This is a genomic window from Azospirillum oleiclasticum (genome assembly GCF_013423485.1).
Lineage (GTDB): Bacteria > Pseudomonadota > Alphaproteobacteria > Azospirillales > Azospirillaceae > Azospirillum > Azospirillum oleiclasticum.
Genome location: NZ_JABFFR010000027.1, coordinates 120,086 through 139,782 on the forward strand (window position 1 = coordinate 120,086; position 19,697 = coordinate 139,782).

Annotated in this window: 25 protein-coding genes; 18 read left to right on the forward strand and 7 right to left on the reverse strand. The window is 69.1% G+C overall.

The window, feature by feature from the left end; translation table 11 throughout:
• Positions 1-5: 5 nt before the first annotated feature.
• The 5 genes from HL658_RS24680 to HL658_RS24700 all read right to left on the reverse strand — a co-directional run bounded on the left by HL658_RS24680 (position 6) and on the right by HL658_RS24700 (position 3,696).
• Positions 6-206, reverse strand: coding sequence for a hypothetical protein (locus HL658_RS24680; protein ID WP_180283791.1), 201 nt, complete (start codon positions 204-206; stop codon positions 6-8).
• A gap of 430 nt (positions 207-636) precedes the next feature.
• Complete coding sequence (gene amaB, locus HL658_RS24685; RefSeq protein WP_211109837.1) at positions 637-2,145, reverse strand: L-piperidine-6-carboxylate dehydrogenase; 1,509 nt, start codon at positions 2,143-2,145, stop codon at positions 637-639.
• A 108-nt stretch (positions 2,146-2,253) separates the two neighbouring features.
• On the reverse strand, positions 2,254-2,625 hold the full coding sequence (locus HL658_RS24690) for a VOC family protein (protein WP_180283793.1): 372 nt from the start codon (positions 2,623-2,625) through the stop codon (positions 2,254-2,256).
• A gap of 21 nt (positions 2,626-2,646) precedes the next feature.
• A complete protein-coding gene (locus HL658_RS24695; protein ID WP_180283794.1) occupies positions 2,647-3,075 on the reverse strand; it encodes a hypothetical protein in 429 nt (142 codons plus the stop codon).
• A gap of 108 nt (positions 3,076-3,183) precedes the next feature.
• Positions 3,184-3,696: a YciE/YciF ferroxidase family protein gene (locus HL658_RS24700; protein ID WP_180283795.1), complete on the reverse strand. Its 513-nt coding sequence runs from the start codon at positions 3,694-3,696 to the stop codon at positions 3,184-3,186.
• Between the two features lie 127 nt (positions 3,697-3,823).
• Between HL658_RS24700 and HL658_RS24705 the strand changes: the two genes are divergently transcribed.
• Positions 3,824-4,030: a DUF6898 family protein gene (locus HL658_RS24705; protein WP_180283796.1), complete on the forward strand. Its 207-nt coding sequence runs from the start codon at positions 3,824-3,826 to the stop codon at positions 4,028-4,030.
• Between the two features lie 281 nt (positions 4,031-4,311).
• Entirely contained in the window at positions 4,312-4,608 is a 297-nt protein-coding gene (locus HL658_RS24710; protein ID WP_180283797.1) for a hypothetical protein, read from the forward strand.
• 189 nt (positions 4,609-4,797) lie between these two features.
• Here the strand turns inward: HL658_RS24710 and HL658_RS24715 are convergent, their stop codons facing one another.
• The gene (locus HL658_RS24715; RefSeq protein ID WP_180283798.1) at positions 4,798-5,241 is read right to left on the reverse strand and encodes a Ros/MucR family transcriptional regulator; all 444 of its coding nucleotides are present in this window, start codon (positions 5,239-5,241) and stop codon (positions 4,798-4,800) included.
• A 516-nt stretch (positions 5,242-5,757) separates the two neighbouring features.
• Here HL658_RS24715 and rpiB point away from each other — a divergent pair.
• The 12 genes from rpiB to HL658_RS24775 all read left to right on the forward strand — a co-directional run bounded on the left by rpiB (position 5,758) and on the right by HL658_RS24775 (position 16,378).
• On the forward strand, positions 5,758-6,195 hold the full coding sequence (gene rpiB, locus HL658_RS24720; RefSeq protein WP_180283799.1) for a ribose 5-phosphate isomerase B: 438 nt from the start codon (positions 5,758-5,760) through the stop codon (positions 6,193-6,195).
• Positions 6,196-6,237: 42 nt separating this feature from the next.
• Complete coding sequence (gene glyA / locus HL658_RS24725) at positions 6,238-7,545, forward strand: serine hydroxymethyltransferase (RefSeq protein WP_180283800.1); 1,308 nt, start codon at positions 6,238-6,240, stop codon at positions 7,543-7,545.
• Between the two features lie 19 nt (positions 7,546-7,564).
• Positions 7,565-8,029: a transcriptional regulator NrdR gene (gene nrdR, locus HL658_RS24730; protein ID WP_180283801.1), complete on the forward strand. Its 465-nt coding sequence runs from the start codon at positions 7,565-7,567 to the stop codon at positions 8,027-8,029.
• Between the two features lie 97 nt (positions 8,030-8,126).
• Positions 8,127-8,396, forward strand: a complete 270-nt coding sequence (locus HL658_RS24735) for a hypothetical protein (protein ID WP_180283802.1) — start codon at positions 8,127-8,129, stop codon at positions 8,394-8,396.
• A 38-nt stretch (positions 8,397-8,434) separates the two neighbouring features.
• On the forward strand, positions 8,435-9,517 hold the full coding sequence (gene ribD / locus HL658_RS24740; protein WP_180283803.1) for a bifunctional diaminohydroxyphosphoribosylaminopyrimidine deaminase/5-amino-6-(5-phosphoribosylamino)uracil reductase RibD: 1,083 nt from the start codon (positions 8,435-8,437) through the stop codon (positions 9,515-9,517).
• Between the two features lie 92 nt (positions 9,518-9,609).
• Positions 9,610-10,197, forward strand: a complete 588-nt coding sequence (locus HL658_RS24745) for a riboflavin synthase (RefSeq protein ID WP_180283804.1) — start codon at positions 9,610-9,612, stop codon at positions 10,195-10,197.
• Positions 10,194-11,336, forward strand: coding sequence for a 3,4-dihydroxy-2-butanone-4-phosphate synthase (gene ribB, locus HL658_RS24750; protein ID WP_180283805.1), 1,143 nt, complete (start codon positions 10,194-10,196; stop codon positions 11,334-11,336). The genes HL658_RS24745 and ribB overlap by 4 nt, the downstream gene beginning before the upstream one ends.
• The gene (locus tag HL658_RS24755; RefSeq protein ID WP_180283806.1) at positions 11,333-11,797 is read left to right on the forward strand and encodes a 6,7-dimethyl-8-ribityllumazine synthase; all 465 of its coding nucleotides are present in this window, start codon (positions 11,333-11,335) and stop codon (positions 11,795-11,797) included. The genes ribB and HL658_RS24755 overlap by 4 nt, the downstream gene beginning before the upstream one ends.
• A gap of 35 nt (positions 11,798-11,832) precedes the next feature.
• Positions 11,833-12,405, forward strand: a complete 573-nt coding sequence (nusB, locus tag HL658_RS24760) for a transcription antitermination factor NusB (RefSeq protein ID WP_180283807.1) — start codon at positions 11,833-11,835, stop codon at positions 12,403-12,405.
• On the forward strand, positions 12,380-13,408 hold the full coding sequence (thiL, locus tag HL658_RS24765) for a thiamine-phosphate kinase (protein ID WP_343055318.1): 1,029 nt from the start codon (positions 12,380-12,382) through the stop codon (positions 13,406-13,408). The genes nusB and thiL overlap by 26 nt, the downstream gene beginning before the upstream one ends.
• A gap of 81 nt (positions 13,409-13,489) precedes the next feature.
• A complete protein-coding gene (locus tag HL658_RS24770) occupies positions 13,490-13,939 on the forward strand; it encodes a hypothetical protein (RefSeq protein WP_180283809.1) in 450 nt (149 codons plus the stop codon).
• Between the two features lie 306 nt (positions 13,940-14,245).
• The gene (locus HL658_RS24775) at positions 14,246-16,378 is read left to right on the forward strand and encodes a sodium-translocating pyrophosphatase (protein WP_180283810.1); all 2,133 of its coding nucleotides are present in this window, start codon (positions 14,246-14,248) and stop codon (positions 16,376-16,378) included.
• Between the two features lie 93 nt (positions 16,379-16,471).
• On the opposite strand, the gene HL658_RS24780 is transcribed toward HL658_RS24775, so the two are convergent.
• The gene (locus HL658_RS24780) at positions 16,472-16,975 is read right to left on the reverse strand and encodes an outer membrane protein assembly factor BamE (RefSeq protein ID WP_180283811.1); all 504 of its coding nucleotides are present in this window, start codon (positions 16,973-16,975) and stop codon (positions 16,472-16,474) included.
• A 128-nt stretch (positions 16,976-17,103) separates the two neighbouring features.
• Here HL658_RS24780 and HL658_RS24785 point away from each other — a divergent pair, with 128 nt between their 5' ends.
• The 4 genes from HL658_RS24785 to plsX all read left to right on the forward strand — a co-directional run bounded on the left by HL658_RS24785 (position 17,104) and on the right by plsX (position 19,694).
• Positions 17,104-17,682, forward strand: a complete 579-nt coding sequence (locus HL658_RS24785; protein WP_343055319.1) for a ubiquinol-cytochrome C chaperone family protein — start codon at positions 17,104-17,106, stop codon at positions 17,680-17,682.
• 25 nt (positions 17,683-17,707) lie between these two features.
• Positions 17,708-18,292: a YceD family protein gene (locus HL658_RS24790; RefSeq protein WP_180283812.1), complete on the forward strand. Its 585-nt coding sequence runs from the start codon at positions 17,708-17,710 to the stop codon at positions 18,290-18,292.
• Positions 18,293-18,403: 111 nt separating this feature from the next.
• Positions 18,404-18,586, forward strand: coding sequence for a 50S ribosomal protein L32 (gene rpmF, locus HL658_RS24795; RefSeq protein ID WP_180283813.1), 183 nt, complete (start codon positions 18,404-18,406; stop codon positions 18,584-18,586).
• Positions 18,587-18,641: 55 nt separating this feature from the next.
• Entirely contained in the window at positions 18,642-19,694 is a 1,053-nt protein-coding gene (gene plsX, locus HL658_RS24800; RefSeq protein WP_180283814.1) for a phosphate acyltransferase PlsX, read from the forward strand.
• Positions 19,695-19,697: the final 3 nt, after the last annotated feature.

A 19,697-nucleotide genomic window follows, 5' to 3' on the forward strand; every position in this document is an offset into this window, starting at 1 on the left:
GCGGTCTATGCCCGCCGGTGGTCGCGCCGCGCGGCGAACACGCGGGCCGCCGCCCGTTCGGCCTGGCCGACGCGGCGGAAGACCTGGCGGTCGAGATCGCGGAAGCTGTGGTCCGACGCGAAGAAGGTGAAGTCGCCGTCATGGCCGACGACGATGCCGGCCGACCGGCCGTGCACCTCGATGGCGAACGCCTGGGATTGGGTCATGGCTGTGCCCTCGCACGGCCCGTCCGTGACGGGCCGTCGTCTGAAAAACCGGAACGCGGGTGGGGAGGTTGCGCGGGAAGGGCCGCGTCAACAGCTCCGGCACATTCGCCGGGTCCGGACTTTCCGTGGGGCGGGGGCGGTGCGGGTGGTGATGGTCATCCGGTCACTCCTCGAAAGGGAACCACGACCGGGGATCGTGGCGCTTTAGCGTTTGGTGACGCGGCGCAAGCTGCTGCCCTCAAATTGCCGCGGGACTCCCGGCTTCCGGGCCGTCCGAGGGCCATCTAAGCCGTGTACGGGGCTTTCGTCAAGTGCGTTGATGGATGGATTTGTGAAATGATATTTTGCACATATTGAAATTGTTGAATATGGGAAACGCTGGGACGCCTGCTCGAAAACCCTCTCCCGCCGGGCGGGAGAGGGTCCCCCCTCAGCCCGCCACGTCGAAGCGGATGCCCTGGGCCAGCGGCAGCGAGCCGGAGTAGTTCACGGTCGCCGTCTGCCGGCGCATGTAGGCCTTCCAGGAATCGGAGCCGGATTCGCGACCGCCGCCGGTCTCCTTCTCGCCGCCGAAGGCGCCGCCGATCTCCGCACCGCTGGGGCCGATGTTGACGTTGGCAATGCCGCAGTCGCTGCCGGCGGCGGACAGGAACCGCTCCGCCTCCCGCAGGTCGTTGGTGAAGATGCAGGAGGACAGCCCCTGCGGCACCGCGTTCTGCAGCGCGACGGCCTCGTCCAGATCCCGGTAGGTCAGGGTGTAGAGGATGGGGGCGAAGGTCTCCTCCCGGACGCACGCCGTCTGTCCTCGCATCTCGGCGATCGCGGGGCGCACGTAATACGCGTCCGGCCAGCGCTCGGCCAGCACACGCTCGCCGCCGGTGACCGTGCCGCCCTGCACCCGCGCGGCGTCCAGCGCCCGCTGCATCGCCTCATAGGCGCCGCGGTCGATCAGGGGGCCGAGCAGGTTTCCCTCCTCCAGCGGGTTGCCGATGGTGACCTGGGCGTAGGCGGCCTTCAGCCGCGGCAGCAGCCGGTCATACACGTCGACGTGCACGATCAGCCGGCGCAGGGTGGTGCAGCGCTGGCCGGCGGTGCCGACGGCGGCGAACAGGATGGCGCGCACGGCGAGGTCGAGATCGGCCGCCGGGGTGACGATCATGGCGTTGTTGCCGCCCAGCTCCAGGATGCTGCGGCCGAAACGGGCGGCCACGCGCGGCGCCACCTCCCGCCCCATGCGGGTGGAGCCGGTGGCCGACACCAGGGGCACGCGCGGATCGTCCACCAGCGCCTCGCCGGCCGCGCGGTCGCCGATCACCACCTCCAGCAGCCCCTCCGGCGCATCGGCGCCGAAACGCTCCACGGCGCGGCGGAACAGGGTGCGGCAGGCGAGTGCCGTGAGCGGCGTCTTCTCCGACGGCTTCCACACCACGGGGTTGCCGCAGACCAGCGCCAGCGCCGCGTTCCACGACCACACCGCGACCGGGAAGTTGAAGGCGCTGATCACCCCCACCACCCCCAGCGGGTGCCACGTCTCCATCATCCGGTGTCCCGGCCGTTCCGACGCGATGGTCAGGCCGTAGAGCTGGCGCGACAGGCCGACCGCGAAGTCGCAGATGTCGATCATCTCCTGCACTTCGCCATAGCCTTCCTGGATCGACTTGCCGCATTCCAGCGTGACCAGCCGGCCCAGCGCCTGCTTGTTGGCGCGCAGCTCCTCGCCCAGCAGGCGGATCAGCTCGCCGCGGCGCGGTGCCGGCACCGTGCGCCAGTGCAGGAACGCCTCGTGCGCGCGGCCGATCCTGGCGGCGACCGCCGCGGAATCATCCAGGGGCACGCGGCCGAGCGGGGCGCCGTCGATGGGCGAGCGGACGGCGAGCGGGCCATCGGCGATGTCCGCGGGGTCCAGCAAGTCCGTGATGTCCCGGCTGTCGATCGTCATGTCCCGTCCTCCATTCCTTACCTGGCATCCCATGCCTGGGTTATCTGTCGCCATTGGTGGCGCGAAGCGGGGGGCGGGCGCAAGCGCGTTTCCGGCGGGCCGCCCCGGCTACCGGGGCGCGTTTCCGCCTTTCACGGTCGGGCTGCCAAAGCTGAGCAGGTAGCCGTTGGGGTCGCGGATGGCGAATTCCGTCATGCCGTAGGGCATGTCTTCCGGCCCCCACTCGGCCGTGCAGGACCCGCGGATGGCGTCCCACACCGCCAGCGCGTCATCGACCCGGATGTACTGCGTGGCGGTGGCCTGCGGCTCGCCCAGATGATCGTTGCTCATGAACATGATGGAGACCGCGTCGCGGGCGAGATGGCACCACCGGTCCCCATCCGCGCCGACGCACCGGAAGCCCAACACCGTCTCGTACCAGTGGCGAGTCCGCGCCATGTCCGTGGTGTGGAGCATCGGGACCAGGGAGGTGAAGCGCATGGATCCCATTCCGGCCGGGCTTCAGGGCCAGGCGGACTGGCGGGCGGTGGGGGTGATGAGGACGCGGGTCACCTTGTCCTTGCCGACGACCGCCTCCCCCGCCTCGTCCAGCCTTTTGCGCAGCGCCGCGGCGTTGGCGATGTTGCCGCGGATGATCCAGCCGGCGGAAATGGCGTTGTAGAGCTCGCCAAGGATCGCGTCCTGCAGCTTGGGCGTGTTTCCCTGCGCGGTCAACAGCGCCGCGGCATCCGCCAGCTCCAGCGTCACCTCCATCTGGGCGTATTTTTCGACCCGCCCGTCCGGCGTCAGCACCGGCAGCATCAGCGGCTTGATGCGGATCGACGGCGGCAGGTTGGTCGGCCCGGCCTCCTCCGCGCCGGCCCTTCCCGGCACGGCCGCCAGGGTCAGCAGGGCCGACAAGGCGGCGACGACGCACAACGAAAGGGGCATGGCACGATCCGGGAAAGAAGAACGGCCCCGTTCTATCCCGCTCGTGCCATGCCCCGCAACCTTCGACGGAGATGACCGTGGCGCCGCGCCGTGGCGGCGCCGCCCGGATCACGCCGCCTTCTTGCCGCCGGCCTGGATCGCCTTCTTGTTGACGTCGTTGATGGCGAGATCGTTCAGCTTCTTGTCGGTGGTCTTCTCCTCCTCCAGCGTCTCCTGGAGAAGCTGCGCCACCTCCTTCAGGCCGCAGGCGGTGGCGTAGGCCTGCAACGTTCCGTAGCTGGCGATCTCGTAATGCTCGACCTTCTGGGCCGCGGCGAGCAGGGCCGCGTCCTGGACCTCGGGGGCGAGCCCCATCTCCAGGATCTGCTGCGCCTCGTCGAGGAGCCCCTCCATCGCCTCGCAGCGCTTGCCGCGGGTGCGGGTGTCCATATGCTCGAAAACCTTCTCGAGCCGCTCGATCTGACCCTTGGTCTCCTCCACATGCTGCTGCATGGCCTGGCGCAGCGTTTCGTTGCTGACCGCCTTCGCCAGCTTGGGAAGCGACCTCGCGATCTGCTTCTCGGCGTGGTAGATGTCGCGCAGTTCCTCGATGAGCAGGTCCTGCATCGTCTTGGCTGCCATGGCGGTGGTCTCCTTGCTTGGAAGCGGTGGGGATGGAAACGGTGGCATCGTGGTGCGCCGTCATGAACAGGGCGCGGTGCCGACGGTTCCGCCGGTTCCGGAATGGCTGCCACGAAGGGGGGGAGCGATGAGCGGGAAGGATCCGGAAGTCCTCTTGGAATTCCAGAGGATCGGAAGCTACATGAAGGCGGTCGCCATCGACGCGGCGACGGGCACGGAGGTGTCGGTCGTGGGGCCCGCCACGGGAAGCCGCGAGCTGCTGACCCGCACCGCGGTGGCCAAGTTGCGTTACGTGCTGGAGCGCAACCGCAACGCCCCCGGAGCGAAGCGCTGAAGACGCGCATAAGAAACGCGCCCGCCGGACCAGCCGGGGGCGCGTTGAAGTCGTTGGCTTCTGCTGATGGTGAGCAACGGCATTTGCCGTCGAGTCCGGACTGGTCCGGATCTACGGCGAACTGCTCGGGGTCACCCTAGGGGGTTTTTCGGCGAAGGGCACTGGTGCATGCGACGTAACGCCTGTAGAAGGTGTCTCGACGTTCGAACGGGGCCGCCCGCCGGCCCGTCGCCCAGAAGGCCGCTCTTGCGGCCCGTCGCACAGATAGGGAGAGTTTGCCGATGCGCCCCATGTTGGCCGCGATTGCCCTGCTCTGGACCCCGGTCGTGCTCGCTCCGGGTGCCCTGGCGCAGGCGCTTTGCGTCAAGCCCGGCGTGCCGGTGTGCATGGACGACACCACCACTTTCGTGAGCGCTGACCGCATGACCGCCTGCCAGCAGGAGGTCCGCGAATACATCGACCGCACCATGGACTACCTGCGCTGCCTGAACGAGGAGAACGCGACGACGGGCCGCGAGTTGTCCCAGAATGTCGAGCGCTTCAATTGCCGGCTGTCGGGCACCCGCAATTGCGGGTGATGCCCGTTTTGCTGGTAAGACAGCGCATCGGCGCGGCGCCGGCCTGAACAGCGCTGCGCCGGCAGCGTCCCGTACCTTGGTTGGCCGTCGCCACGCGCATGGAATCGAAAGGGCCGGCCCCAGGGATATGGCCGGCCCTTTCTCGTTGGTACCGTTCGACGTCGCTTCGCTCCGTCCGCCGCTTTCCGGTCAGCCGACCTTGCGCCGCGTCTGACGGCCCGAGCTGCGGCCAAGCCCGATTCGCTTGGCGAATTCCGACCGCTGCGCCGCGTAGTTGGGCGCCACCATGGGGTAATCCGGCGGCAGGCCCCAACGTGTCCGGTACTCGTCCGGAGACATGTTGTAGGTCGAACGAAGATGGCGCTTCAGCATCTTCAGCTTCTTGCCGTCCTCCAAGCAAACGATGAACTCGGGCGTCACCGACTTGCGAATCGGAACCGCCGGTTTCAACGGCTCGGCCGGCGTCTCGCGAGGCTGGTTGTTGAGGCCGGTCAGCGACGTGTACACGGTATTGATCACATCGGGAATCTGCTGAGCCGGGAGCACGTTCTTGCTGACATACGCCGAAACGATCTCCGCAGTCATACGGAGCAGCGCATTGTCGGGAGAATCGGTACGGAGCGGGTCGCTCATTGCCTTGCGTCCTGGGTATTCATTTTGAGCACTGCAACCAAGTTGCACACAGTGCTTTTGCTGTCAATAAAAAACCGTCACAGTGCAAATATGTTGTCTGCCCGAGTTCAGAACTGGTCGCGAGTGCGCAAGTAGGTTGGCGCTGAAATGGGATTCAGGCGGCGACCTGTGTCGCGGCAATTGCGCGGCACTAGTGCGCCCGACAAGGCTTTAGGACGGCTTGCCGTTGCGGGAACTCACCGACTCACTGGACTAAGCCGAATCGCTTAAGTCGTTAAGCCGGGCAGTACCGCGGCAATGAGCGGTGGTGAAAATGGGCGCTTTCTCGCGTCCGTTGGGCGCGGGCGGCCCGAATCCAACTTGTGGTCCTTGCGGTGGTGTGCCGCTGGTGATGCATGCCGATATCTGGTAGGTTCCCGGCCGAGGCCGCCGAATCGGCGGGGTTGTGGCGTTTCACCCGCCCGGCGGCCGGCCGGTGCAGGGACCGGGAGTTGCCGAAGTCGGGAGTTGTCGAAGATGAGCGCAGGTACCGTGGCAATCGCCTCGGATCACGCCGGGTACGAGATGAAGGCGCAGATCGGCGCGTGGCTGGCGTCCGAGGGGTTCGGGGTCCTCGACCTCGGGACGGACGGGCCGGCCTCGGTCGATTACCCGGATTTCGCCTCGGCCGTCGCCGCGGCGATCCGCGACGGGCGGGCGGAACGCGGCGTCCTGATCTGCGGCACCGGCATCGGCATCTGCATCGCCGCCAACCGGCACGCCGGCATCCGCGCCGCACTCTGCCACGACGTGACCGGCGCGCGCCTGTCGCGCGAGCACAACGACGCCAACGTCATCGCGCTCGGCGCCCGGGTCACCGGGATCGAGGTTGCCAAGGACTCCGTCGCCACCTTCCTGAAGACCGCGTTCGAGGGCGGTGAACGGCATTCGCGCCGCGTCGCCAAGATCGGCTGACGGAACCCGCACATCATCGAACGCGCACGAGGAAACCATCCGATGACCAGCAGCACCGCCGCGTCCTCCGACGTCAGCCGCTTCTTCTCCGCCTCGATCGCCGAGAGCGACCCCGAACTCGCCCGCGCCATGCGCGACGAGCTGCTCCGCCAGCAGGACCAGATCGAACTGATCGCGTCGGAGAATGTGGTCTCCACCGCGGTGCTGGAGGCGCAGGGCTCCGTCCTCACCAACAAGTACGCCGAGGGCTATCCCGGCAAGCGCTACTATGGCGGCTGCGAGTTCGTGGACATCGCCGAGACGCTGGCGATCCAGCGGGCCTGCGCCCTGTTCGACTGCCGCTTCGCCAACGTGCAGCCGAACTCGGGCAGCCAGGCGAACCAGGCGGTGTTGCTGGCGCTGCTGCAGCCGGGCGACACGGTGCTCGGCATGTCGCTGGCGGCCGGCGGCCACCTGACCCATGGCGCGCCGCCCAACCTGTCCGGCAAGTGGTTCAAGGCCGTGCAGTACGGCGTGCGCCGCGACGACCACCGCATCGACTTCGAGGAGGTCGAGCGCCTCGCCCGCGAGCACAAGCCGAAGCTGATCATCGCCGGCGGCTCCGCCTACCCGCGCGAGATCGACTACGCCCGCTTCCGCGCCATCGCCGACGAGGTGGGGGCGTACTTCATGGTCGACATGGCGCATTTCGCCGGTCTGGTCGCCGGCGGCGCCTACCCGAATCCGCTGCCGGTCGCCGACGTGGTCACCACCACCACCCACAAGACGCTGCGCGGCCCGCGCGGCGGCATGGTGCTGACCAACAACGAGGAGATCGCCAAGAAGATCAACTCGGCGGTGTTCCCCGGCCTGCAGGGCGGCCCGCTGATGCACGTCATCGCCGGCAAGGCGGTCGCCTTCGCCGAGGCGCTGCGGCCGGAGTTCAAGGCCTACGCCCGGCAGGTGGTGGACAACGCCCGGGCGCTGTCGGCCGTGCTGGTGCAGGGCGGGCTCGACATCGTGTCGGGCGGCACCGACAGCCACATCGTGCTGGTCGACCTGAGGCCCAAGAACCTCACCGGCAAGGCGGCCGAGGCCAGCCTGGAGCACGCCGGCATGACCTGCAACAAGAACGGCGTCCCCTTCGACCCGCAGAAGCCCATGATCACCTCGGGTGTGCGGCTGGGCAGTCCGGCGGCCACCACCCGCGGCTTCGGCGTGGCGGAGTTCCAGGAGGTCGGCCGGCTGATCGTGGAGACGCTGGACGGGCTGGCCGCCAGCAACTCCGGCGACAACGCCGCGGTCGAGCAGTCCGTGCGCGAGCGCGTGCGCACCCTGTGCCGCCGCTTCCCCATCTACCCGACGCTCTGAGACAGGGGACGCCCGGCCGATGCGCTGCCCGTTCTGCGGACACGAGGACACCCAGGTCAAGGACTCCCGCCCGACCGAGGACAATTCGGCGATCCGCCGGCGGCGTTTCTGCCCCGGCTGCGGTGCCCGCTTCACCACCTTCGAGCGCGTGCAGCTGCGCGAGCTGACGGTGGTGAAGAGCACCGGCCAGCGCGAGCCCTTCGACCGCGAGAAGCTGCTGCGGTCGATGCGCATCGCCCTGCGCAAGCGCCCGATCGACGCCGATCGCATCGACCGGGTGGTGAACAGCCTGGTGCGCCAGCTCGAAAGTTCCGGCGAGAGCGAGATTCCGTCCAAGCAGATCGGCGAGATGGTGATGCAGACCCTGCAGAACCTCGACCCGGTCGCCTACATCCGCTACGCGTCGGTCTACAAGGACTTCCGCGAAGCCGCCAACTTCACCGACTTCGTCGGCCAACTGGCGCCGGAGTCGTCGGGATCCTGATGGACCGGGCAGCGCCATTCCGCCTGCGATCGTGTGCGCCGCGCGGGTTGCGGCGCATGCCGATGCAAGGCATGATGGTGGACGGTGGAGGTGCCGGATGGACAACGACGATCTCAAGCCGCTTCTGCTCACCTTGATCGGCAAGATCGACGGGTTGATCGGCGATGTGGGCGGGTTGAAGGCGGATGTGGCCGAGTTGAAGACGGATGTGCGCCAACTCAAGGCGGATATGGCCGTCGTGAAACCGGCCGTGGCGCGTCTTGAAACCGCCCAGGCCGTGACCTCCGCCCGTCTGGACGAGCAGCGTTCCGTGCTCGCCGCCCTGATACCCACCCGGATCGCCGCGGTCCCTCCGGCGGCGGAATGACGGCGACCGGTCCCGGCGCGGTCGACGACCTCCGACACATGCGCGCCGCCCTGGCGCTGGCGTCCCGCGGGTTGGGCACCACTTGGCCCAACCCGGCGGTCGGTTGCGTGCTGGTGCACGACGGTGTGGTGGTCGGCCGCGGCTTCACCCAGCCCGGTGGGCGGCCGCACGCCGAGACGGTGGCCCTCGCCGCCGCCGGTGCGGAGGCCCGCGGCGCCACCGCCTACGTCTCGCTGGAGCCGTGCAGCCATCACGGCAGGACGCCTCCCTGTGCCGACGCGCTCGTGGAGGCCGGCGTTGCCCGGGTGGTGGTGGCCTGCGAGGACCCGGACCCGCGGGTGTCCGGCCGTGGTGTGGCGCGGCTGCGCGCCGCCGGCATTCCCGTGACCACCGGTGTCTGCGCCGCCGAGGCGTGGCGCCTGAACCAGGGCTTCTTCAACCGCATCCTGCACGACCGGCCGCTTTTCACGCTCAAGCTCGCCACCACGCTGGACGGCCGGATCGCCGTCCACACCGGCGAGTCGAAATGGATCACGGGCGAAACGGCCCGCGCCTGGGGCCATGCGTTGCGTGCCCGGAACGATGCGATCATGGTTGGGATCCGCACCGCCCTGGCCGACGACCCGGAACTGACCTGCCGCCTGCCGGGTCTGGCCCACCGCTCGCCGGTGCGGGTCGTGGTGGACAGCCGTCTGCGCCTGCCGCTCACCGGCCGTCTGGTGGCCGGGGCCAAGGCGCAGCCGACCTGGATCGTCACCCGGAACGATCACGACCGGCAGCGGGGCGCGGCGCTGGTGGATTGCGGCGTCGAACTGATCCCGGTGGCGCCCGACGCCGCCGGCCTGCCGGACATCGTGCTGGCGGCCGGCGAACTGGCGCGGCGCGGCGTCACCCGCGTGCTGGTGGAGGGTGGGGCGACGCTGCACGCGTCGCTGCTGCGCGCCGGGCTGGCCGACCGGCTGGAATGGTTCCGGGCGGCCGGCGTGATCGGTGGCGACGGTGTGGCCGCGGTCGCCGGATTCGGCGTTGACCGGCTGGACCTGATGGTCCGCTTCGAACGCGAGGCGGTGCGGCTGGCCGGCGGCGATCTGGTGGAGAGCTACGCGCGCCGCGACACATAGCCGCGCGCTGCAACCCACGTGTGCGGCCGGCGGTCCCCGGCTGCGCGCGTGGCGTCTTCCGCGCCGCGCAAAACCTGCTACAGTCCGCCGCCATGTTCACCGGGATCATCACCGACATCGGGCGTGTCCGTGCCGTCGAGCGGCAGGGCGACACCCGCTTCACCATCGCCACCGCCTTCGCCATGGAGACGGTGCCCATCGGCGCGTCCATCGCCAACAACGGCGTGTGCCTTACCGTGGTCGAGAAGGGGGAGGGCTGGTTCGCCGTCCAGGCGTCGGCCGAAACCCTGTCGAAGACCACGCTGGGCGACTGGGCCGAGGGGACCCGGGTCAACCTGGAACGCTCGCTGAAGCTTGGCGATGAGCTGGGCGGGCACCTCGTCTACGGCCATGTGGACGGTGTCGCGGTGCTGGCGGCCGTGCGTCCGGAGGGCGATTCGCTGCGCCTGACCTTCGAGGCGCCGGACGCGCTCGCCCGCTACGTGGCGCCCAAGGGATCGGTGGCGCTGGACGGCGTGTCGCTCACCGTCAACGAGGTGGACGGCAACCGTTTCGGCATCAACATCATCCCGCACACCCAGACCGCGACCACCTTTGGCGATCTGCGGCCGGGCGACCGGGTGAACATGGAAGCGGACATGCTCGCGCGCTACGTGGCGCGGCTGGTGGGGCGGGAATGACGTCGGAATACCACAGCTATCTGTCATCGCCGGAAGAGATCATCGCGGAGGCGCGCGCCGGTCGCATGTTCATCCTCGTCGATGACGAGGACCGGGAGAACGAGGGCGACCTCGTCATCCCCGCCGAGGCGGCGACGCCGGAGGCGATCAACTTCATGGCCCGTTACGGCCGCGGATTGATCTGCCTCGCCATGGACAGCGCGCGCATCGAGAAGCTGCGGCTGCCGCTGATGGCGCAACAGAACGCGTCCCGCCACCAGACCGCCTTCACCGTCTCCATCGAGGCGCGGGAGGGGGTGACCACCGGCATCTCCGCCGCCGACCGCGCCCGCACCATCGCGGTGGCGATCGATCCGGACTCCGGCCCGCAGGACATCGCCACCCCCGGCCATGTCTTCCCGCTGCTGGCGCGCGACGGCGGCGTGCTGGTGCGCGCCGGCCATACGGAGGCCGCGGTCGACATCGCCCGGCTGTCCGGCCACCGGCCGGCCGGCGTGATCTGCGAGATCATGAACGACGACGGCACCATGGCCCGCCTGCCGGATCTGGTGAAGTTCGCGCAGTTCCACGGGTTGAAGGTGGGCACCATTGCCGACCTGATCGCCCACCGCCGCCGCACCGAGACGGTGGTGGAGCGGCGTCTCGCCGCGACGCTCGACAGCCGCCACGGCGGACTGTTCCAGACCTATGTCTACGTCAACAGCGTGACAGGGGCCGAGCATGTGGCGCTGGTGCGCGGCGACATCTCCGGCGACGACCCGGTGCTGGTGCGCATGCACGCCCTGTCGGTGCTGGACGATGTGCTGGGCGACCGTGGCGCCGGCCGCGACGGCGAGCTGCACGCGGTGATGGACCTGATCGCCCGCGAGGGGCGCGGCGTCATCGTCGTGCTGCGGGAGGCCCAGCCGGCCAACCTGACCGCCACGCTGAAGGCGCGGGCCGAGGGCCGGCCGCTGGCGCCGACGCCGGAGCTGCGCGATTACGGTGTCGGCGCGCAGATCCTGCTGGATCTGGGCGTGCGGAGCATGGTTCTGCTGTCGAACCGGAAGAAGGCCATCATCGGGTTGGAGGGGTACGGGCTGACCGTGGTCGGCCACCGCCCGCTTCCCCAGTCCGCGGAGTCGGAGAGGAGCGCATGAGCGACACGCCCCACATCATGATCGTCGAGGCGCGCTTCTACGACGACCTCGCCGACGAGCTGGCCCGCGGCGCCGTGCAGGCGCTGGAGAAGGCGGGCGCCACCCACCACCGCGTGTCGGTGCCGGGCTGTCTGGAGATTCCGGCGGCCATCCTCTACGCCGTGCGGTCGATGGATTACTTCACCGCCCGCAAGCGCTTCGACGGCTATGTCGCGCTGGGCTGCGTGATCCGCGGCGAGACGACCCATTACGACATCGTCTGCAACGAGAGCGCGCGCGGCCTCCAGGATCTGGCGCTGCGCTACGCCCTGGCCGTCGGCAACGGCATCCTGACCGTGGAGAACCGCGAGCAGGCCTGGGCCCGCGCGTCGGTCGCCCACAAGGACAAGGGCGGCTTCGCGGCGCGCGCCTGCCTTGACATGATCGAGCTGAAGCGCCAATTCCGCCTCTACCCGCGGTAAACCCGTCCCGTAAAAGCCCGGCAGCAAACCCTATCATGAGCAACGACGACTCGGGCGCCCGCGCCAAATCCAAGCGCGGCCCCCGGAAGAGCGGCGGCGGTTCCGCTAAGGCGCGCCGCAAGGCCGCCCGCCTTGCCGCCGTCCAGGCCCTCTACCAGATCGACCTCAACGGCGTCGACCCCGCCGGGAAGGGGGTGGAGACGGTGCTGGGCGAGTTCGTGAAGCACCGGCTGGGCGAGGATGTGGACGGTGTCGCCTTCGTGGCCGCCGAGCCGCAGCTCTTTTCCGACATCGTGCGCGGCGCCAGCTACCGGCGCGAGGACGTCGATCGCATCGTGTCGGCGGCGCTGGACTCCCGCTTCCCGCTGGAGCGGCTGGAGATGCTGCTGCGCGCCATCCTGCGCGCCGGCGCCTACGAGCTGCTGGCCCACGCCGACCTGCACCCGCGCATCCTGATCAGCGAGTATGTGGACGTCGCCCACGCCTTCTTCGCCGGGCGCGAGCCGGGCATGGTGAACGGCGTGCTCGACCATGTCGCCCGCGTCCTGCGGCCCGACGAGCTGGCGCGGCCGGACCCCTCCCGTGACGACGACAAGCCCGCCGGCTGAGCCGGCCGGGGCCGGCCCGTCCGGTTCCGGCGAATTCGGCCGGATCGCCCGCTTCTTCAAGCCGCTGGCCGCCGGTTTCGCGGGGTCGTTGGGGCTCGCCAACGACGCCGCCGTGTTCGGCGTGCCGGAGGGGCAGGAGTTGGTGGTCACCATGGACGCCATGGTCGCCGGCATCCATTTTCTGCCCGACGACCCGCCGGCGGACATTGCTGCCAAGCTGTTGCGGGTCAACCTGTCCGACCTCGCGGCCATGGCGGCGGAGCCGCTGGCCTACACGCTCGCCACCGCTCTTCCGAAGTCGCTGGGCGACGATTGGCTGGCCGCCTTCACCGCCGGTCTGGCCGCGGATCAGGCTCGTTTCGGAATCGGTTTGGCCGGTGGCGACTCGGTGTCCACCAGCGGGCCGGTCACGCTGTCGCTGACCGCCTTCGGGCTGGTGCCGCGTGGTCGGGCGCTGCCGCGCAAGGCGGCCCACAATGACGACTGTCTTTTCGTAACCGGAACGATCGGCGACGCGGCGCTTGGCCTGGCGGTGGCGCTCGGCACGCTGGCGCCGGATGGCGCGGAGTCGCGCGTGCATCTGCTGGACCGGCTGCGCCGGCCGGAGCCGCGGCTGGCGGTGGGGCGGGGCCTGCGCGGTCTGGCGACGGCCTGCATCGACGTGTCCGACGGGCTGGTCGCCGACCTCGCCCACGTCGCCGAGGAGACCGGCTGCGCCGCGCTGCTGGAATCCGCCGCGGTGCCGATGTCGGACGCGGTGCGGAGCGCCATCGGCAAGGACCCGGCGCTCCTCGTCACCGCCCTGACCGGCGGCGACGATTACGAGCTGCTGTTCACCGCCCCGGAGTCGGCACGGCCGGATCTGGCCCGACTCGCCGCCGACACCGGCGTTCCCATCACCGAAATCGGCCGCCTGACCCCGGGTGCGGCGGGGGAGGTGACGGTGCTGGATGCGGCTGGAAACGCGATGGCGCTGGAGCGCCGGGGCTGGGTGCATTTCTGAGACGGGTCGGGCGCTTAACCCTCCGGTAAGCGCGGCCGGCGCATGGTGGCCGCCGTTTTCGACGCGTGTGCGGGGTGCCCCATGAAGGCTCTGATCGTGCTGGCGATCGGCCTGCTGCTCCTGGGCGGGGCGGGTTATGGGGGCTGGACGCTGTACAACGAATACATCGTGAAGAAGCAGGAGGAGCAGCCGCCGAAGCCGCCGCCGAAGCCGCCCAGCGCCTTCGTGCGCGTGAACCCGGTGGTGGTGCCGGTGATCGGCGCCCAGCGGGTGGAGCAGTTCGTCACCGTCGTGGTCACGCTGGAGGTCAACGCCGACCAGCAGCCGATGGCGCAGGCGAATCTGCCGCGCATCAGCGACGCCTTCCTGCGCACGCTCTATGGGGCCGCCGACGACCGCTCGATCCTGCAGGGCAACATCGTCAACATCCCGGCGGTCAAAGCCAAGCTGCAGGAGGCCGCAGGCAAGGTGCTGGGGGCCGACATCGTCCAGAACGTGCTGGTCCAGGTGGTGGTCCAAAGAAATCTTTGATCGTCCGCGCGAGCGATCCTGTCGCGTCGGGACTTGACATGCGGTGCCCCTCCGTTCCGGTGGCGGCGCCGTTGCACGATCAATACTGCCGGTCGCCCGATCCTTCTCTTGACGTGCGGAATCGCCGCGGAGGGGCGCAATGGTGCGGCCAATTCGCCGCGCTCGGCCGCGGCGGCGACGGTTGCAATGCGCCGGACCGTTGGGCATGCTCAACGGGAAAAAGCGGGATGCAAAGGGCCGCAATCCTCAAAATCCGCGGTGCACAAAAAGCCTCCCGTACCATAATGAAATGTGTTGGGGGAACCGATGGCAGTTGCTTTCATCGTTGTCATCGCTTGCGGCCTTCTGGCCCTCGGCTACAGCTGGTGGGCGGGCAAGGAGGTCATGGCGGCCAACGCCGGCTCGGCGCGGATGCAGGAGATCGCGGCCGCCGTCCAGGAGGGTGCGCGGGCCTATCTGAACCGTCAGTACACCACCATCGCCATCGTCGGCGTCGTCGTCCTGATCATCCTCGGCGCGATCCTCGGGCTTCCCGTGGCGATCGGCTTCCTGATCGGCGCGGTGCTGTCGGGCGTGGCCGGCTATCTCGGCATGAACGTCTCGGTGCGGGCCAACGTCCGCACGGCGCAGGCGGCGACCGAGGGTCTGGGCAAGGCGCTGGACATCGCGTTCAAGTCGGGCGCCATCACCGGCATGCTGGTGGTGGGGCTGGGCCTGCTTGGCGTCAGCATCTATTACGGCATCCTGTCGATGATCTACAACGTGCGCGACCCCGAGGAGGTGCGGCACGTTCTGGAAGCGCTGGTCGCCCTGTCCTTCGGCGCCTCGCTGATCTCGATCTTCGCGCGTCTGGGCGGCGGCATCTTCACCAAGGGTGCGGACGTCGGCGCCGACCTCGTCGGCAAGGTCGAGGCCGGGATCCCGGAGGATGATCCCCGCAACCCGGCGGTCATCGCCGACAACGTGGGCGACAACGTCGGCGACTGTGCCGGCATGGCCGCCGACCTGTTCGAGACCTACGCCGTCACCATCGTCGCCACCATGCTGCTGGCCGCCATCTTCTTCATGGGCGGCGGTATCCCGGATGCGGAATCGGCCGTCAACGTGCCGAAGCTGCTGATCTACCCGCTGGTCATCGGCGGCGTCTGCATCGCCGGCTCGGTCGCCGGCACCTTCTTCGTCAAGCTCGGGTCCTCCAACAACATCATGATGGCCCTGTACAAGGGATTCATCGCGTCGGCGGTCATCTCGCTGGTGCTGATCTTCCTGGTCACCCTGATCATGTTCGGCTTCGGCAAGCCGATGACGATGATCGACCGGGCCGGCGGCATCACCGGTCTTAACCTGTTCGTCTGCTCGCTGGTCGGGTTGGGCGTCACCGGTCTGCTGGTGTGGATCACCGAATACTACACCTCCACCGCCTTCCGCCCGGTGCGCAGCGTCGCCAAGGCGTCGGAGACCGGGCACGGCACCAACGTCATCCAGGGCCTTGCCGTCTCCATGGAATCGACGGCCCTGCCGGTCATCGTGATCTGCGCCGGCATCATCATCGCCCACAGCCAGGCCGGCGTGTTCGGCATCGGCATCGCCGCCACGACGATGCTGGCGCTGGCCGGCATGGTGGTGGCGCTCGACGCCTACGGCCCGGTGACCGACAACGCCGGCGGCATCGCCGAGATGGCCGACATGCCGAAGGAGATCCGCGTCACCACCGACGCGCTGGACGCGGTCGGCAACACCACCAAGGCGGTCACCAAGGGCTACGCCATCGGCTCGGCCGGCCTCGCAGCACTGGTGCTGTTCGCCGCCTACATCCAGGACCTCAAGCACTATTTCCCGAACGTGCCGGTGGAGTTCCGCCTGCAGGATCCGTTCGTGGTGGTCGGCCTGCTGATCGGCGGCCTGCTGCCCTACCTGTTCGGCGCCATGGGCATGACCGCGGTCGGCCGCGCCGCCGGCTCGGTCGTGGTCGAGGTGCGGCGCCAGTTCCGCGAGATCAAGGGCATCATGGAAGGCACGGCGAAGCCGGATTACGGCCGCGCGGTGGACATGCTGACCCGCGCCGCGATCCGCGAGATGATCATCCCGTCGATGCTGCCGGTCTTCGCACCCGTCGTGCTCTACTTCGTGATCAACGCCATCGCCGGTCAGGCGGCGGCCTTCTCGGCGCTGGGCGCCATGCTGCTTGGCACCATCGTGACCGGCATCTTCGTCGCCATCTCCATGACGTCCGGCGGCGGCGCCTGGGACAACGCCAAGAAGTACATCGAGGAGGGCAACCACGGCGGCAAGGGGTCCGACGCCCACAAGGCGGCGGTCACCGGCGACACCGTCGGCGACCCGTACAAGGACACCGCCGGCCCGGCGGTCAACCCGATGATCAAGATCACCAACATCGTGGCGCTGCTGCTGCTGGCCATCCTGCACCAGCTCGGCTGAACGCCGCATCCCTGAACGCGAAAGCCCCGGAGCGGTCCGCCGCTCCGGGGCTTTTTGTTTTGCGACGACCGAACCGCGGCGCCGGTGAGGTCATTACGGGATGCGCGAGCCGCCGGTCGGGGCGCCGGGGCCGGTCATGCCGCCGGTCTTGGAGCCGAAGCGGCCGACGTTGCCGATGAGCTGTTCCAGAAACCCCAGCTCGCGGCCGGAGGTCGGGGTGGCGCGGTCCACCATATCCACCTCCTGGCCCTGGCTGGCGTCCAGCGTCTTCAGGTTGGAGACGACACCCTGCGGGTCGAACTGCACCACCACGACACGGCGCTCCACCACCTCCGGCTGGAAGAAGGCGGTCTTCTCCGTCTTCTGCCCGATGTAGTACCAGACCGACTGGTCGAAGGTGCCGACATGGCTGGGCGTGCCGAGCAGGCCGGCCACATCCTCCTGCCGGCTGGCGCCGGGCTTGATCTCGGCGAGGCGCTCCGGGTCGGCCATGTTGCCGCGGGTCGCCACGATGGGTGCGCAGGCGGTTCCGGCAAGGGCCAGCAGGCCCAGGGCGGTCAGGGCGGAAAGGCTCGGTCGGTTCCTCGATCGGGTCATGGCGCTCGGCTTGCGAAGCTGCGGGGCTTGCGGTCGAAAGCCGCTTGACGGCGGCGGTCCCATGCCCCAAATGCCGGGACAATCGCACCGCGCGGTTTTCCCTGTCAACGAAACTCCGGAATCGATAAGTGGTTAGCCTGCTGGACCGGCTGTTCGGGCGTCGCCGCGGCGACGAACGCGCCGACATGGCCTTCTACGCGGCCGTCGTGACGCAGGCCCGGCAGCCCGGCTTCTACGCCGACCTCCGCGTGCCCGACACGCTGGACGGCCGTTTCGAGCTGATCGCGCTGCACGTTTTCCTGGTCATGCGCCGGCTGAAGGGGCAGGGGGCGACGGCGGACCAGCGGGCGCGCCGCCTCTACGAGGTGATGATCGACGAGTTCGACACCTCGCTGCGCGAGATGGGGGCCGGCGACACCGGCATCGGCCGCCGCGTCAAGACCATGCTGCGCGGCATGCATGGTCGTATCATCGCCTACGACAAGGCGCTGGCCGACCCCGACCCGCGCCATCTGGAGGTGGCGCTGGACAACAACCTCTACGGCACGGTGCGCGCGGTCGATCCGGCCCATCTGGCGGCGATGGCCGGCTACGCACGGGCGACGGCCGCGGCGCTGGAGGCGCTGCCGGTGGAGCGGATCGTCGACGGGGAGCTGCGCTTCGTGCCGGTGCCGGCCGGTGCGATGACCGGTGTGTCCGGCTGTTGACGGGTTTGGAAAAGGAGCACCGAGCATGATGGAGAGCGCGGAGGCGCGGGCGCCGGAATTCTCCCGCGTCGTGATCGCCGACAAGGTCCAGCACCGCGGGATGGTGGAGGAGATCGCACCGACGGAGGCCGAGCGCCTCGCCCTGGCCGAACGCTTCGAGCTGGAGGCGATCGGCGCCTTCACCGCCACGGTGCGGCTGCGCCGGGTGCATGGCGGCAGGATGATCCGGGTGGACGGCCATCTGGAGGCGGACGTGGTGCAGACCTGCGTGGTCACGTTGGAGTCGGTGCCGGCCCATGTGTCGGAGGATTTCGGCGCCATCTTCGCCCCGCCCGAGCTGGTGCCCGACGACGACGAGGTCGAGTTCGACATGGTCAGCATCGAGGAGGACCAGCCCGAACCGATGGTCAACGGCCGCATCGACATCGGCGAGCTGGCCGCCCAGCACCTGTCGCTGGCGCTCGATCCCTACCCGCGCGCACCCGGCGTGGAATACGACCCCGTGGCCGAACACGAGGAGGGCGGCGACGAGGCCGGCCCGGCGGACGGGGCCGAGGGTGGAGAGCGCAAGCCCAATCCCTTCGCCGCGCTGGCGAAACTCAAAAGCTAGGGGGCGGACATGATCGGGCTTGCCCTGGCCCCCCCGTTGGTTTATTGAAAGCGGCTCGCGTCGGGCGGCCCCGTTTGGGCCGCCTTTTACAATGATCGAGAGTGTACGGATATGGCCGTTCCGAAGAAGAAGACCTCCAAGTCGCGGCGCAACATGCGGCGTTCGCACCACGCGCTGAGCACCTCGGCGTACAACGAGTGCCAGAACTGCGGCGAGCTGAAGCGCCCGCACCACGTCTGCGGCGCCTGCGGTCACTACGACCAGCGCGAAGTGGTGGAAACGGCTGCGGCCTGACGGTCCCGGCCCGCGCCGGACACGCAAGTTCCCCAACCCTGGGAGTCCGCACTCGGTGAGCCAGCGTCTGACCATCGCCCTCGACGCCATGGGCGGCGATCACGCCCCCGACATGGTGATCGCGGGGGCGGAGATCGCCCGCGAGCGACATCCCGACGTGCAGTATCTGGTGTTCGGTGACGCCGCGCGGATCGAGCCGCTGGTGGCCAAGCGCCCGGCGCTGAAGGCGGTCGTGCAGGTGCACCACACCACCGAGGCGGTGGCCGGTGACGCCAAGCCGTCGGTGGCGCTGCGCGCGGGTCGGCAGTCGAGCATGCGGCTGGCGATCGATGCGGTGGCGGACGGGCGGGCGGCCTGCGTGGTGTCGGCCGGCAACACCGGCGCGCTGATGGCGATGGCGAAGTTCGTGCTGAAGACGCTGCCCGGCATCGACCGGCCGGCGATCGCCTCGTTCTTCCCCACGCTGCGCGGCGAGAGCATCATGCTCGACCTGGGGGCCAACACCGAATGCTCGGCCGAGAATCTGGTCGAGTTCGCGGTGATGGGCTCGGTCTTCGCGCGTCAGGTGCTGGGCGTCTCCGAACCGACGGTGGCACTTCTGAACATCGGGTCGGAGGATGTGAAGGGCAACGACACCGTGCGGGCTGCCGCGGCGCGCCTGCGCGAGACGACGCTGCCCGGCCGTTTCCACGGTTTCGTGGAGGGCAACGACATCGCCCAGGGCACGGTGGACGTGATCGTCACCGACGGCTTCACCGGCAACGTCGCGCTGAAGACGGCGGAGGGCACCGCCAAGCTCTACGCCGAGTCCCTCAAGCGGACCTTCGAGTCGTCGGTGATGGCGCGGATCGGCTATCTGCTGGCGCGCTCCGCCTTCAAGAAGCTGCGCATGCGGATGGACCCCCGGCGCTACAACGGTGCCATGTTCCTCGGCCTGCGCGGTGTCTGCGTGAAGAGCCACGGCGGCACCGACGCCTATGGTTTCGCCAACGCCGTCGGCGTGGCGGTCAATCTCGCGGTGAACGGCTTCAACGAGCGGATCAAGGAAGAGATGCAGCGTCTGGGGCCCGCCACACCCCTTCCCGACACCAAGGCGGCGGCCGTCTGATCC

Coding starts and splice junctions, on each gene's coding strand:
- HL658_RS24680 (WP_180283791.1), bottom strand. CDS start 206: ATGACCCAATCCCAGGCGTTCGCCATCGAGGTGCACGGCCGGTCGGCC.
- amaB (WP_211109837.1), bottom strand. CDS start 2,145: ATGACGATCGACAGCCGGGACATCACGGACTTGCTGGACCCCGCGGAC.
- HL658_RS24690 (WP_180283793.1), bottom strand. CDS start 2,625: ATGCGCTTCACCTCCCTGGTCCCGATGCTCCACACCACGGACATGGCG.
- HL658_RS24695 (WP_180283794.1), bottom strand. CDS start 3,075: ATGCCCCTTTCGTTGTGCGTCGTCGCCGCCTTGTCGGCCCTGCTGACC.
- HL658_RS24700 (WP_180283795.1), bottom strand. CDS start 3,696: ATGGCAGCCAAGACGATGCAGGACCTGCTCATCGAGGAACTGCGCGAC.
- HL658_RS24705 (WP_180283796.1), top strand. CDS start 3,824: ATGAGCGGGAAGGATCCGGAAGTCCTCTTGGAATTCCAGAGGATCGGA.
- HL658_RS24710 (WP_180283797.1), top strand. CDS start 4,312: ATGCGCCCCATGTTGGCCGCGATTGCCCTGCTCTGGACCCCGGTCGTG.
- HL658_RS24715 (WP_180283798.1), bottom strand. CDS start 5,241: ATGAGCGACCCGCTCCGTACCGATTCTCCCGACAATGCGCTGCTCCGT.
- rpiB (WP_180283799.1), top strand. CDS start 5,758: ATGAGCGCAGGTACCGTGGCAATCGCCTCGGATCACGCCGGGTACGAG.
- glyA (WP_180283800.1), top strand. CDS start 6,238: ATGACCAGCAGCACCGCCGCGTCCTCCGACGTCAGCCGCTTCTTCTCC.
- nrdR (WP_180283801.1), top strand. CDS start 7,565: ATGCGCTGCCCGTTCTGCGGACACGAGGACACCCAGGTCAAGGACTCC.
- HL658_RS24735 (WP_180283802.1), top strand. CDS start 8,127: ATGGACAACGACGATCTCAAGCCGCTTCTGCTCACCTTGATCGGCAAG.
- ribD (WP_180283803.1), top strand. CDS start 8,435: ATGCGCGCCGCCCTGGCGCTGGCGTCCCGCGGGTTGGGCACCACTTGG.
- HL658_RS24745 (WP_180283804.1), top strand. CDS start 9,610: ATGTTCACCGGGATCATCACCGACATCGGGCGTGTCCGTGCCGTCGAG.
- ribB (WP_180283805.1), top strand. CDS start 10,194: ATGACGTCGGAATACCACAGCTATCTGTCATCGCCGGAAGAGATCATC.
- HL658_RS24755 (WP_180283806.1), top strand. CDS start 11,333: ATGAGCGACACGCCCCACATCATGATCGTCGAGGCGCGCTTCTACGAC.
- nusB (WP_180283807.1), top strand. CDS start 11,833: ATGAGCAACGACGACTCGGGCGCCCGCGCCAAATCCAAGCGCGGCCCC.
- HL658_RS24770 (WP_180283809.1), top strand. CDS start 13,490: ATGAAGGCTCTGATCGTGCTGGCGATCGGCCTGCTGCTCCTGGGCGGG.
- HL658_RS24775 (WP_180283810.1), top strand. CDS start 14,246: ATGGCAGTTGCTTTCATCGTTGTCATCGCTTGCGGCCTTCTGGCCCTC.
- HL658_RS24780 (WP_180283811.1), bottom strand. CDS start 16,975: ATGACCCGATCGAGGAACCGACCGAGCCTTTCCGCCCTGACCGCCCTG.
- HL658_RS24790 (WP_180283812.1), top strand. CDS start 17,708: ATGATGGAGAGCGCGGAGGCGCGGGCGCCGGAATTCTCCCGCGTCGTG.
- rpmF (WP_180283813.1), top strand. CDS start 18,404: ATGGCCGTTCCGAAGAAGAAGACCTCCAAGTCGCGGCGCAACATGCGG.